Source organism: Pseudomonas boreofloridensis (genome assembly GCF_030580795.1).
Taxonomy (GTDB): Bacteria; Pseudomonadota; Gammaproteobacteria; order Pseudomonadales; family Pseudomonadaceae; genus Aquipseudomonas; species Aquipseudomonas boreofloridensis.
The window spans coordinates 1-12,398 of the sequence record NZ_JAUQOQ010000012.1 but is presented as its reverse complement, the minus strand read 5'-3'; the positions used below and the strand labels follow the sequence as shown (position 1 = coordinate 12,398).

The window sequence follows — 12,398 nt, the reverse complement described above, 5'->3', positions numbered from 1 at the left end:
ACAGAGAAGCACTTCCAGGGAGGAATGCACGATGCGGCAACAGGGAGTAACACTGATGCAACTGCTGGGCGTCCTGGCCCTGCTCGGTGTTCTGACACAACTCGGCGCGCCGGCCTACGCCGACTGGCGCGAACGCGTCTATCAGGCTGCCGTCGCACGGGAGTTGGCACAGAGCCTGCGCAGCGCCCGCAGCCAGGCACTGCTGCACAGCCAGGCCATGGTTGTGCGACCTATCGAGCAAGAGTGGGGACGGGGGTGGCGCGCAGTGCTGGAAGCCAGCGGGCAGGTGGTGCGTGAACACCGATTGCGGCGTCAGTCGAGCATCGCCGCCAACCTGGCCGAAGTGAGGTTCGATGCCCTGGGGATACCGAGGCGCGACAACGGCGCTTTCGTCGAGGGAACGTTGCAGATCTGCACAGAGGCTCGAGGCCTCAGCCAGCACCGTGTGGTACTGGCGCCCAGCGGGCGTGTCAGTGTGCGCAGCGAGGCTATGCAGACACCACGCTGCGCAGAGCCCTGATCAGATCAGAGTACGCACGCGCAGCTCTTTGGGCATGGAGAAGGTGATGTTCTCCTCGCGCCCATCGAGTTCCTCGGCGCCACTCGCGCCCCAGGCCCTGAGCTGATCGATCACGCCACGCACCAGCACTTCGGGCGCCGATGCACCAGCGGTGATGCCGATTCGCTGAACACCGTCGAACCAGCTGCGCTGCAGGTCCTCGGCGCCGTCGATCAGATAAGCTGGCGTGCTCATGCGCTCGGCCAGCTCACGCAGGCGATTGGAGTTGGAACTGTTCGGGCTGCCGACCACCAGCACCACATCGCACTCGTCGGCCAGTTGCTTGACGGCATCCTGGCGATTCTGGGTGGCATAGCAGATATCGTCCTTGCGCGGCCCGCCAATGTTCGGAAAGCGTGCTCGCAAGGCGTCGATGACGCGACTGGTGTCATCCATCGACAAGGTGGTCTGGGTGACGAACGCCAGATGCTCCGGGTCGCGCACCTGCAAGGTGGCAACATCCTTCTCGTCCTCGACCAGGTAGATCGCACCGCCATTGCTGGCATCGTACTGACCCATGGTGCCTTCGACTTCCGGGTGCCCGGCATGGCCGATGAGAATGCACTCACGACCATCACGGCTGTACTTGGCCACCTCGATGTGCACCTTGGTCACCAACGGACAAGTGGCATCGAATACCTTCAGTCCGCGCCCCGCCGCTTCTTGACGCACAGCCTGGGACACGCCATGGGCGCTGAAGATGACGATGACATCGTCTGGCACCTGGTCCAGTTCTTCGACGAACACCGCACCACGGTTACGCAGGTCTTCCACCACGAACTTGTTGTGCACCACTTCATGACGCACATAGATCGGCGGACCGAAGACTTCCAGCGCACGGTTGACGATCTCGATCGCCCGGTCAACGCCCGCGCAAAAGCCGCGCGGGTTGGCGAGTTTGATTTGCATGCTCGGCTCCAGACTCACAGGGCCTTCACGTCGAGGATCTTGACCTCGAAGCTCAAGGTCTTGCCAGCCAGCGGATGGTTGAAATCGATGGTCACCTGGTTATCGTCGAAGGCCTTGACCACGCCCGGAAGCTCGGTATTGGCAGCATCGTTGAAAATCACCAGCAGACCGTCGGACAGTTCCATACCTTCGAATTGCGTACGCGGCATCACCTGGACATTCTGTGGGTTCGGCTGACCAAAGGCGTTTTCCGGGGCAATGCTCAAGGTGCGCTCGTCGCCGGCCTTGAAGCCGAACAGCGCATTCTCGAAGCCCGGCAACAGGTTGCCATCACCTACCTTGAACGTGGCCGGCGCCTTGTCGAAGGTACTGTCGACTGTGTCGCCGTTTTCCAGATGCAACGCGAAGTGCAGGGTGACTTCGGTGTTCTGGCCGATACGGGTGTCAGTCATGCACGGCCTCCTCGGACTTCTTGCTCTTGAACATGTCCAGCGCCAACATTACCGCACCCACCGTAATTGCGCTGTCGGCCAGGTTGAAGGCGGGGAAATGGTGCGTATTGCGCCAGTGGACCAGGATGAAGTCGACCACATGGCCAAGCACTACCCGGTCCCACAGGTTGCCGATGGCGCCGCCCAGCACCAAGGCCAGCGCGACAGCCAGCCAGGTCTCGTTGCGCCCCAGGCGCTTGAGCCAGACCACCAGCACGGCGCTGACCACGACCGCGATCAGCGCGAACAGCCAGCGCTGCCAGCCCGAGCTGTCGGCCAGGAAACTGAAGGCCGCGCCTGTGTTGTAGGCCAGCGTCCAGCTGAAATAGTCGGGAATCACCACGATCTGCTGGTACATGGTCAGGGCGTTGTCGAAGTACAGCTTGGTGGCCTGGTCGAGGACCAGGACCAGCAAGCTCAGCCATAGCCAGGCCAGCCGGCCGAAGCGCCCTGCGGCAGGATTAGGCATAGTGGCGCACCTCGCCCTTGCCGCTGATGTTGTCGACGCAACGCCCGCAGATCTCCGGGTGCTCCGGATGGCTGCCGACGTCGGCGCGGAAGTGCCAGCAACGACCGCACTTGGCGTGACCGGACTTGACCACCTTGAGCTTCAGGCCCTCCACTTCGGTTGCCACCGCCTCGGCCGGGGCCTGGGCGAATGGGGCCAAACTGGCGGCCGACGTGATGAGCACGAAGCGCAGTTCGTCGCCCAGTTTGGCCAGGTCGGCGCTCAGGCCCTCTTCAGCGAACAGACTCACTTCGGCCTGCAGGTTGCCGCCGATGACCTTGGCTGTGCGCTGGTTCTCCAGCTCTTTGTTGACCGCCGCCTTGACCGCCATGATGCGGTCCCAGTACGCGCGATCCAGCTCACTGTCCTGCGGCAGCTCGGTCAGGCCCTGATACCACTCGTTGAGCATCACCGACTCATTGCGCTCACCGGGCAGGTACTGCCAAATCTCATCGGCGGTGAAGGACAGGATCGGCGCAATCCAGCGCACCAAGGCCTCGCTGATGTGGTACAGCGCGGTCTGGCAGGAGCGGCGGGCGACGCTGTTGGCGCCAGTGGTGTACTGACGGTCCTTGATGATGTCGAGGTAGAAGCCGCCCAACTCCTGCACGCAGAAGTTGTGCACCTTGGAATAGACGTTCCAGAAGCGATACTCGCCGTAGTGCTCCTGCAGCTCGCGTTGCAGCAGCAACGTGCGGTCGACCGCCCAGCGGTCGAGCGCCAGCATGTCTTCGGCCGGCAGCAGATCGCGGGCCGGGTCGAAACCGGACAGGTTGGAAAGCAGGAAGCGTGCAGTGTTGCGGATGCGCCGGTAGGCATCGGCGCTGCGCTGCAGGATCTGCTCGGAAACGGCCATCTCGCCGGAGTAGTCGGTCGCGGCCACCCAAAGACGCAGGATATCGGCGCCCAGGGAGTTGTTGACCTTTTCAGGCTCAATGGTGTTGCCCAGCGACTTGGACATCTTGCGGCCGTTCTCGTCGACGGTGAAGCCGTGGGTCAGCAGCTCCCGGTAGGGGGCATGACCATCGATGGCGCAGCCGGTGAGCAACGAGGAATGGAACCAGCCGCGGTGCTGGTCGGAGCCTTCCAGATACAGGTCGGCGCGAGGCCCCGTGGCATGACCGATGTCATGCGAGCCGCGCAGCACGTGCCAATGAGTGGTGCCAGAGTCGAACCAGACGTCCAGGGTGTCGGCGATCTTCTCGTACTGCGCGGCCTCATCACCCAGCAGTTCGGCAGCGTCGAGCTTGAACCAGGCTTCGATACCCTGCTGCTCGACGCGTTTGGCTACCGCCTCCATCAATTCGACGGTGCGCGGATGCAATTCACCGGTCTGTTTGTCGAGGAAGAACGGGATTGGCACGCCCCAGTTGCGTTGACGCGAGATGCACCAGTCCGGACGGGTGGCGATCATCGCATGCAGGCGCGCCTGGCCCCACGCCGGGACGAACTGGGTGTCCTCGATGGCCTTGAGCGCGCGCTCACGCAGGTTCTCACCGCTGGCAGGCTGCTTGTCCATGCCGACGAACCATTGCGCCGTGGCGCGATAGATCAGCGGGGACTTGTGGCGCCAGCAATGCATGTAGCTGTGGGTGATGGTTTCTGTGTGCAGCAGCGCGTCGACTTCCTGCAGCTTCTCGACGATGGCCGGATTGGCCTTCCAGATGAACTGGCCACCGAAGAATTCCAGTGAAGGCGCGTACACGCCGTTGCTTTGCACAGGCGTGAGAATTTCATCGTTTTGCATGCCGTAGCGCTTGCAGGTGATGAAGTCGTCCTCACCATAGGACGGCGCAGTATGGACGATACCAGTGCCCGCGCTGAGCTCCACGTAGTCGGCCAGATAGATCGGCGAGTTACGGTCGTAGAAGGGATGACGGAAGTTGATCAGTTCCAGGGCCGCACCCGGCGTGCGCGCGATGATCTGACCCTCACGGCCGTAACGATCGAGACAGGCTGCCACCAGCTCCTCAGCCAGCACGAGCAGGCGGTCGCCCACATCCACCAAGGCGTAGCTGAAATCGGCATGGACACTCAACGCCTGGTTGGCAGGAATCGTCCAGGCCGTTGTGGTCCAGATCACGATGGAAGCAGGCTTGGGCAGCGTGTCCATGCCGAACGCTGCCGCCAGCTTGCCGGTGTCGGAAGGGCTGATGGGGAACGCGACGTCCAGCGTCTGGGACTTCTTGTCCGCATACTCGACCTCGGCCTCAGCCAATGCCGAGCCGCAATCGAAGCACCAGTTCACTGGTTTGAGGCCCTTGAACACGAACCCTTGCTTGACCATCTCGGCCAGCGCGCGGATTTCACCGGCTTCGTTGGCGAAGTCCATGGTCTTGTAGGGATTGTCCCAGTCGCCCAGCACACCCAGGCGAATGAACTCGGCCTTCTGCCCTTCGATCTGCTCGGCGGCGTAGGCGCGGCACAGCTCGCGGGTCTGGTCGGGGCTCAGGTGCTTGCCGTGGGTGACCTCGATCTTGTGCTCGATCGGCAGGCCGTGGCAGTCCCAGCCTGGCACATACGGCGCGTCGAAGCCGGACAGGGTCTTCGAACGCACGATCATGTCCTTCAGGATCTTGTTCAGTGCATGACCGATGTGGATCTTGCCGTTGGCATAGGGCGGGCCGTCGTGCAGGACGAACTTCGGACGGTCCTTGCCAATCTCGCGCAACTTCCGGTACAGGCCAATGCTGTCCCAGCGCTGCAGGATCTGCGGTTCGCGCTGAGGCAGGCCGGCCTTCATGGGGAAGGCGGTGTCCGGGAGGTTAAGCGTGGCTTTGTAGTCGGTCATTTCAGGCTCTTGGTTAGCGGTTGAGCGTGCCAGTGGGCACGTGCGGCGGCGATGTCCGCGTCGATCGCCGACTTCAGCGCCTCCAGGGAGGCGAATCGCTGCTCCTCGCGCAGCTTGTGGTGGAATTCCACCGTCAGGCGCCGGCCATACAGATCGCCGGCGTAATCCAGCAGATGAATCTCCAGGTGGGGACGGCCGTCACCGGCGACGGTGGGCCGAACCCCGATATTGGCGATGCCTGGCCAAACCTTGCCGTCGATCTCGGCGCTGGTCAGGTACACGCCGGACAACGGTATACGGCGACGCTTGAGCTGGACGTTGGCGGTCGGCGTGCCCAGCTGGCGAGCCAGTTTCTGACCGTGCAGGACGCGTCCGCTGATGGTGTAGGGACGGCCCAGCAGGTGCGCAGCCAAGGCGAAGTCAGCATTGGCCAAGGCCGTGCGCACTTGCGTGCTGCTGACCCGCAGACCGTCCTGAACCACGGTTTGCGCGGCCTCGACGGTAAATCCATGGCGCTTGCCAGCCTCGACCAGAAAGGCGAAGTCGCCGGCGCGATCGCAGCCGAAGCGGAAATCGTCGCCCACTTCGAGATGACGCACACCGAGGCCGTCGACCAGGATCGTCTCGACGAACCGCTCGGCACTCAGCTCGCTCAAGCGCTGGTTGAACGCCATGCACAGCACTCGGTCGATGCCCTCGGCGGCCAGCAACTCGACCTTGTCGCGCAAACGCGCCAGGCGGGCCGGCGCGGTATCCGGCGCGAAGTACTCGCGCGGCTGGGGCTCGAAGATCACCACGCACGTCGGCAGCCCGAGCGCTTGTCCGCGCTCGCGCAGGCGCGCCAGGATGGCCTGGTGGCCCCGGTGCACTCCGTCGAAGTTGCCAATGGTGGCGACACAGCCCCGGTACTCGGGGCGCAGGTTGTGAAGACCTCGAACCAGCTGCATAACGCGCTTCTTGCTCATAAAGTGGTCGATTATAACCACACCAGGGCGCTGGTGACAGGCAGCAACGCCTTGGCGGGCCATGGAGTTGGAAAAATCGATGCCAGGGCGACGGCGGGCCTCAGTGCAGCGCCTTGCGGGCAAAATGCCGTGGCCGGAAGCCGCACAGCAGCAGGCAGCCGAAGTAAGTCACCACGCCAGCGACGATCAACGCCCCCAGGCGCAGGAAGCGCGCGGGCATGTTGCCCTGCTCCCAGGCCGGCATAACGTGCATGCCCAGCAACAGTACCGCCGACATCAGCGTCACCGCCAGCACCAGTTTGGCGAGGAACAGCATCCAGCCAGGCTGTGGCTGGAACAACTGATGGCTGCGCAGCTTCCAGAACAGCAGTCCGGCATTCAGGCACGCGCCCAGACTGATGGCCAGGGCCAGGCCCGCATGCTGCAGCGGGCCGACCAGCGCCAGGTTGAACAACTGGGTGCAGACCAGCGTGAAGATCGCGATCCTGACCGGGGTACGAATGTTCTGCTGGGCATAGAAGCCTGGAGCCAGCACCTTGACCAGAATGATCGCCAGCAGTCCCACGGAGTAGGCGATCAGTGCTCTCTGGGTCATCGCGGCATCGGTCGCGGTGAACTTGCCATACTGGAACAGCGCTACCGTCAGGGGTTCGGCGAGGATCGCCAGGGCCAAGGTGCAGGGCAATACCAGCAGGAAGCACAGGCGCAGGCCCCAGTCGAGAATTCGCGAGTACTCTTCACGATCCCGATTGGCGTAGGTCTTGGCCAGCGTAGGCAACAGAATGGTTCCCAGCGCCACGCCCAGCACCCCCGAGGGTAACTCCATGAGACGGTCGGCGTAGTACATCCAGGACACCGACCCGGCGACCAGGAACGAGGCGAAGATGGTGTTGATGATCAACGAGATCTGGCTCACCGACACCCCGAGGATTGCCGGCAGCATCTGCTTGAGCACGCGCCATACACCTGTATCGCGCAAATTCAGGCGCGGGAGTACGAGCATGCCGATTTTCTTCAACGCGGGCAGTTGGTAGAGCAACTGCGCAAGGCCGCCGGCCAGCACACCCCAGGCCAACGCCATGATCGGCGGGTCGAAATAAGGCGTGAGAAACACGGCGAAGCCGATCATCGCCACGTTCAACAGCGTGGGCGTGAACGCCGGTACCGTGAAGCGGTTCCAGGTGTTGAGAATCGCCCCTACCAGGGACGACAGCGAGATCAGCAATATATAAGGAAAGGTCACTCGCAGCAGCGCAGTGGTGAGCGCGTATTTCTCGGTACTGTCGACGAAACCTGGCGCGGTGACCCACACCACCCAGGGCGCAGCCAGTATCCCCAGTGCCGTGACCAACGCCAGCACCAATGTCAGCAGGCCGCTGACGTAAGCGATGAACGTTCGCGTCGCCTCCTCGCCTTGTTGGGATTTGTACTCGGCCAGAATAGGCACGAATGCTTGGGAAAACGCGCCTTCGGCAAAAATACGTCGCAGCAGATTGGGCAGTTTGAAGGCGATGAAGAAGGCGTCGGTGGCCACGCCAGCGCCGAAAATGCGCGCCAGTATGGTGTCGCGCACAAAGCCGAGCACTCGGGAAATCATGGTGATCGAACTGACGGCAGCCAGGGATTTGAGCAGGTTCATCGAAAAGTTTTACGCCTGAGACTTGAGAGCGCTGCCAGATGGCGCTGGAGTATGCGATAATCCCGCTTCTCTGCAGGGGTGCAATAAACTTCCGAGTTTACAGGTCGTTGCGCAGAAAGGAATCTCTCCTTCCGCGCTCGCATGCCACTCGGCAGATCCTTGCAACTGGCCTTGACATCCGTCCGAGTCATCGGCATGATTCGCGGCCTTATTTGTTTGCTATTTACCCAAAAGTCTTTCGAGGAGCTCGACGGTGGCCAACACACCTTCCGCCAAGAAACGTGCAAAACAGGCTGAGAAGCGTCGCAGCCACAACGCCAGCCTGCGTTCCATGGTCCGTACCTACATCAAGAACGTAGTCAAGGCCATCGACGCTAAAGACGCCGAAAAAGCGCAAGCTGCCTACACTCTGGCTGTGCCTGTCATCGACCGTATGGCCGACAAAGGCATCATCCACAAGAACAAGGCTGCTCGCCACAAAGGCCGTCTGAATGGCCACATCAAGGCGCTGAAAGAAGCTGCAGCTGCCTAAGCGACGCGCTTGAACAAAAAAACCGACCTTAGGGTCGGTTTTTTGTTGCCTGAAATTTGAGCATGCCTTGTAGTCAACGTGCGTTCACAAGAACGGGCTGCGCTTGGCAGCCCGGCAGTTGTTCTATTTGCCCAGCGGAATCTTGGGCGCCCACACTAACCAGGCGTCGTCTGGCTTGTCGAACAGCGGGAAAGTCTGCTGCGCACGTGCAGGATTGCCCATCTGCTCCCCGTCTGGCGTCGCGAAAGCGATACCACCGTCAATGAGAGTTTCCAACGATTCGGTACGCACTGTGGCGCCCTTGAACAGGCCCCAGTCGAAACCAAAGCCGCTGCTGTTCCAGAAACGACTACCGCCGCGCACCAAAGCCGCATAACGAGGCTCGATGAGTATGTGGATCAACACACGATCGGCACTCTGGCCCAGCTCATAGCCGGTGACCTTGCCTACTTGCACCTCTCGATAAGTGACCGGTACGCCAGGCTTGATGGAGCCGCGCCTCGGTGCGCTAAGTGTCAGCGGCAGGCCAAGTTCAGGACCTTTCACTTCAGGGGCCTCGCTCAAGGCGATGAAATCGCGCTGCGGCCCTCGATTGTTCGAGGCAGGCTGCACCTCCAGGTACTGCCCACTGACCAAGGTATCCAGGTTCTCGGTGCGAACCAGCCCGAGCGCCGGCTTCACCACCCAGAATTGAGTCCCTACACGAGCGATACGGTCTGCCGACTCGGTAATCCGCGCACGCAGCAGCACAGCCTGCAGGTCGGCAGTGAGGTCGACGCTTTCGAGGCTGCCAACTTCAAGACCACGGAAGCGGATCGGCGTACCGGGCTTCAGACCATCGGCGCGATCCACGCGAATGGTAATCAGGCTGCCAGCTCGATTGGCGGCCTCCTCGTTCTCCAGCAGACGGAAGCGCGGGATATGGCGTTTCAAAGGCACGTTTGGCTGCGGCGTATCGAATGCGATACCCCCAGCCATCAGCGTTTGCAGCGACTCACTCTTGATCTTGATACCCGATAGACCGCCGGTGAGCGTGATGCCGCTGGCATTCCAGAAACGTGTAGAACCATTGACCAGATTGGCGTACTCCTTCTCGATATGAACGCCAATCAGAATACGCTTGCTGTTGCGAGCGAACTGATAGCTCTGCACGCTGCCGACCCGGACCTGACGGTAGGTCACCGGACTGCCCACTTCCAGCGAACCTAGCGTATCGGCGAACAGCACCAAGTGCAGGCCGGGTGCCTTGAGATCGAGTGGCGGCGCCTTGGGGCGGGCTTCAAACTCGCGCTGCGGACGCGCCCCTTTCTCGCCCGGCCGAATGGCGATGTAGTTACCTTTGACCAGCGCCTCGATACCGGTGATACCGGCCAGGGAAATGGACGGTTTGACCACCCAGAACTGCGTACCCTCGACCAGGTAGTCCTCGGCCAACGGATCGAGCGTCAGTTCTGCCATTGCACCGGTGAGGTCGTCGTCGATCTTCAGGGTCTTCATCGAGCCGACCTGAATCCCCTTGTACATCACAGGCGTACGGCCAGCCTGCAAACCGTCATAGTCGGTCAGGTGCACCTTGACCCGGATACCGGCTTGAGCAGCATCGAAATCTTCGTACAGCCGAAACGGGAGATTCGGGTCGGTGGGCGGGCTGTCCTTGCGATGCTCAGGCGTGGCGAAGGCGATACCGCCGGCGATGATGCTCGACAGCGACTCACTGCGCACCTTCACGCCGGACAGGTTGGCGTCGATGCTGATACCGCTGGCATTCCAGAAGCGCGTGTGTTTGCGCACTAGGTTCGCGTATTCAGGTTCGATGAACAGCTTGATCTCGACCGTATCGTGATCATCGGACAGTTTGTAGCTCTTCACCTTGCCGACTTGGATCTGTTTATAGAACACCGGACTGTCACGGTTCAGCGACCCCAGACGGTCAGCCTTGAGGGTCAGGTGCAAGCCTGGCTCCTTATCGGACAGCGGCGGCGCCTCGGCCAAGGCCTTGAACCGCTTGGTAGGCTCACCCTGTCCCGGATCGACTGCAATGTAGTTGCCGGAGACCAGCGTTTCGAGTCCCGATATGCCAGCAAGGCTCACGCTCGGTTTGACCAGCCAAAAGCGCGTGCCTGTGGTCAGGTGTACTTCGGCTGCCTTATTCATCTCGATGGTCGCGATCACGCCTTTATTGCTGCCTTCGGCATCCAGCACCAATGACTTGACCTTACCGACCGACATCCCTTTGAAGATGACCTCAGTCTTGTTGGCGACGATCCCCTCACCCGTTTCGAAGCGCACCTGGATCTCCACACCCGCCTCACGATAAGCCTGCCAGGCAAGCCAACCGCCGATAAGTAGCGCAATCAAAGGAAGGATCCAGATGGCCGACCAATTGGAAGCTGGGCGGGTTTTTGCCGTTGGCAGATCACTCATGGTCGTCATCCGACTCCGTGTTGTCCCAGATCAGTCGGGGATCGAAGGTTAAGGCAGCAAGCATCGTCAAAATCACTACGGCAGCGAAAGCAACGGCGCCGAGATTGGGTTCGACACTGGCAATACGGCCGAATTTCACCACGGCCACCAAGATGGCGATGACGAAGATATCCAGCATCGACCAGCGACCGATGAACTCAATGAACCGGTACATCAGAATCCGCTGCCGTGCGGAAAGAGGCTGGTGACGCTGAACCGAGTACAGCAACAGCCCTATACCGATCAGCTTGAAGGTAGGCACCAGAATACTGGCGGTGAAGACCACGGCGGCAATCGGCAACATGCCATGCTTCATCAATGTAATGACCCCGGACATGATGGTGTCCGGACTGCCCTGGCCCAGTGTGCTGACGGTCATGATCGGCAGCAGATTGGCCGGAATGTAGAGAATCATCGCCGTGATGAGCAAAGCCCAGGTGTAGACGATGCTATTAGGCCGCCGGGCATGCACCACAGCGCCACAACGGCTACAGGCCTGCGAGTCGTGGCCATGACGCTGACGGTTTAACGCATGACATTCGTTGCACACCAGAATACCGGCATCAATCGCCCGCATGGGTGTCCTCCCCCGACAGCGCGACCCAGATCTGATGTGGGGACATCACCACCTCGAGCCATACTTGGACCAGTAACAGGCTGATAAAGCAAAACAGCCCCAGGCCCAGCGTCAATTGCGCAAGATCGACCAGTTTGACGATCGCCACCAGTACGCCCATGAAATAGACCTCAAGCATGCCCCACTCACGCAGGTGGTGATAAATGCGATAGACCAGCAGGCCATGACTGCGACCGACATTCAGCCGAATACTCAACAGTACCAGCAACTGACACAGCAGCTTGAGCAGCGGAATGGCCATGCTGCAGAGGAACACCACCACGGCGACTCCTCGCATATCGGAATGATACAGACCTAGCACGCCGCTCCAGACGGTGTCGTCGGAGGTCTGGCCGAACAGGTGAAGCTGCATGATGGGTAGGAAGTTGGCCGGAACGTAGAGCAACAGGGCGGTCAGGACCAATGCCAGACTTCGATTGACCACATTGTGTCGATGCGCGTAGAGCTCATAGCCGCAACGCGGGCATAGGGCTTTCTCATCGTTTTTCAAAACGGGCCTGCGTAATAGCAGGTCGCACTCATGACAAGCCACGAGGTCATCCAGCGGCAGATCGGCCAGCGCTTCAGGGTCGGCGACGTTAGGCATAGGGAGGTCTGGTAGGAAAGTCGGCTCTATTCTAGTGTTCCGACCGAAAATGTGGGAGATGGTGCGTTACAGGCGCAGTTACCATTGATTGCAGAGGAAAGGCGCGTCTGAGCTCGTCGTGAGATCCGTCTTCGATCCTATCCTGTCAGAAATTATCACCCACTAGAAAAGACAAAACCCCTACCTGCTCGCGCAGATAGGGGTTTTGCGAAATGAATCTTGACGATGACCTACTCTCACATGGGGAAACCCCACACTACCATCGGCGATGCATCGTTTCACTGCTGAGTTCGGGATGGGATCAGGTGGTTCCAATGC

The 12,398-nt window shown here is 60.8% G+C and carries 11 protein-coding genes and 1 rRNA gene; 2 read left to right on the top strand and 10 right to left on the bottom strand.

Annotated features, from left to right (window positions below; all coding sequences use genetic code 11):
• Positions 1-55 precede the first annotated feature (55 nt).
• On the top strand, positions 56-520 hold the full coding sequence (locus Q6A47_RS15300) for a GspH/FimT family protein (protein ID WP_304484706.1): 465 nt from the start codon (positions 56-58) through the stop codon (positions 518-520).
• On the opposite strand, the gene ispH is transcribed toward Q6A47_RS15300, so the two are convergent.
• From ispH to murJ, 6 genes are all read right to left on the bottom strand, one after another.
• The gene (gene ispH, locus Q6A47_RS15295; protein WP_039575282.1) at positions 521-1,468 is read right to left on the bottom strand and encodes a 4-hydroxy-3-methylbut-2-enyl diphosphate reductase; all 948 of its coding nucleotides are present in this window, start codon (positions 1,466-1,468) and stop codon (positions 521-523) included. It abuts the gene before it with no gap.
• Positions 1,469-1,482: 14 nt separating this feature from the next.
• Positions 1,483-1,920, bottom strand: a complete 438-nt coding sequence (locus tag Q6A47_RS15290; protein ID WP_029614581.1) for an FKBP-type peptidyl-prolyl cis-trans isomerase — start codon at positions 1,918-1,920, stop codon at positions 1,483-1,485.
• Positions 1,913-2,428, bottom strand: coding sequence for a signal peptidase II (lspA, locus tag Q6A47_RS15285; protein ID WP_304484705.1), 516 nt, complete (start codon positions 2,426-2,428; stop codon positions 1,913-1,915). Before lspA ends, Q6A47_RS15290 begins: the two co-directional genes overlap by 8 nt.
• Entirely contained in the window at positions 2,421-5,258 is a 2,838-nt protein-coding gene (ileS, locus tag Q6A47_RS15280) for an isoleucine--tRNA ligase (RefSeq protein WP_116887568.1), read from the bottom strand. The genes lspA and ileS overlap by 8 nt, the downstream gene beginning before the upstream one ends.
• Positions 5,255-6,205, bottom strand: coding sequence for a bifunctional riboflavin kinase/FAD synthetase (gene ribF / locus Q6A47_RS15275; RefSeq protein WP_116887567.1), 951 nt, complete (start codon positions 6,203-6,205; stop codon positions 5,255-5,257). Before ribF ends, ileS begins: the two co-directional genes overlap by 4 nt.
• Positions 6,206-6,323: 118 nt before the next feature.
• On the bottom strand, positions 6,324-7,862 hold the full coding sequence (gene murJ, locus Q6A47_RS15270; protein ID WP_039575272.1) for a murein biosynthesis integral membrane protein MurJ: 1,539 nt from the start codon (positions 7,860-7,862) through the stop codon (positions 6,324-6,326).
• 253 nt (positions 7,863-8,115) lie between these two features.
• Here murJ and rpsT point away from each other — a divergent pair, with 253 nt between their 5' ends.
• Positions 8,116-8,394 carry a 30S ribosomal protein S20 gene (rpsT, locus tag Q6A47_RS15265; RefSeq protein ID WP_029614579.1) on the top strand — a complete coding sequence of 93 codons (279 nt, stop codon included), beginning with the start codon at positions 8,116-8,118 and terminating at the stop codon, positions 8,392-8,394.
• 123 nt (positions 8,395-8,517) lie between these two features.
• Here the strand turns inward: rpsT and Q6A47_RS15260 are convergent, their stop codons facing one another.
• The 4 genes from Q6A47_RS15260 to rrf all read right to left on the bottom strand — a co-directional run.
• Positions 8,518-10,818, bottom strand: a complete 2,301-nt coding sequence (locus tag Q6A47_RS15260; protein WP_029614578.1) for a PqiB family protein — start codon at positions 10,816-10,818, stop codon at positions 8,518-8,520.
• Positions 10,811-11,434: a paraquat-inducible protein A gene (locus tag Q6A47_RS15255; protein ID WP_039575270.1), complete on the bottom strand. Its 624-nt coding sequence runs from the start codon at positions 11,432-11,434 to the stop codon at positions 10,811-10,813. Before Q6A47_RS15255 ends, Q6A47_RS15260 begins: the two co-directional genes overlap by 8 nt.
• A complete protein-coding gene (locus tag Q6A47_RS15250) occupies positions 11,421-12,080 on the bottom strand; it encodes a paraquat-inducible protein A (RefSeq protein ID WP_029614576.1) in 660 nt (219 codons plus the stop codon). Before Q6A47_RS15250 ends, Q6A47_RS15255 begins: the two co-directional genes overlap by 14 nt.
• A 217-nt stretch (positions 12,081-12,297) precedes the next feature.
• Positions 12,298-12,398, bottom strand: a 5S ribosomal RNA gene (gene rrf / locus Q6A47_RS15245); the annotation flags it as partial.

Coding starts and splice junctions, on each gene's coding strand:
- Q6A47_RS15300 (WP_304484706.1), top strand. CDS start 56: ATGCAACTGCTGGGCGTCCTGGCCCTGCTCGGTGTTCTGACACAACTC.
- ispH (WP_039575282.1), bottom strand. CDS start 1,468: ATGCAAATCAAACTCGCCAACCCGCGCGGCTTTTGCGCGGGCGTTGAC.
- Q6A47_RS15290 (WP_029614581.1), bottom strand. CDS start 1,920: ATGACTGACACCCGTATCGGCCAGAACACCGAAGTCACCCTGCACTTC.
- lspA (WP_304484705.1), bottom strand. CDS start 2,428: ATGCCTAATCCTGCCGCAGGGCGCTTCGGCCGGCTGGCCTGGCTATGG.
- ileS (WP_116887568.1), bottom strand. CDS start 5,258: ATGACCGACTACAAAGCCACGCTTAACCTCCCGGACACCGCCTTCCCC.
- ribF (WP_116887567.1), bottom strand. CDS start 6,205: ATGCAGCTGGTTCGAGGTCTTCACAACCTGCGCCCCGAGTACCGGGGC.
- murJ (WP_039575272.1), bottom strand. CDS start 7,862: ATGAACCTGCTCAAATCCCTGGCTGCCGTCAGTTCGATCACCATGATT.
- Q6A47_RS15260 (WP_029614578.1), bottom strand. CDS start 10,818: ATGAGTGATCTGCCAACGGCAAAAACCCGCCCAGCTTCCAATTGGTCG.
- Q6A47_RS15255 (WP_039575270.1), bottom strand. CDS start 11,434: ATGCGGGCGATTGATGCCGGTATTCTGGTGTGCAACGAATGTCATGCG.
- Q6A47_RS15250 (WP_029614576.1), bottom strand. CDS start 12,080: ATGCCTAACGTCGCCGACCCTGAAGCGCTGGCCGATCTGCCGCTGGAT.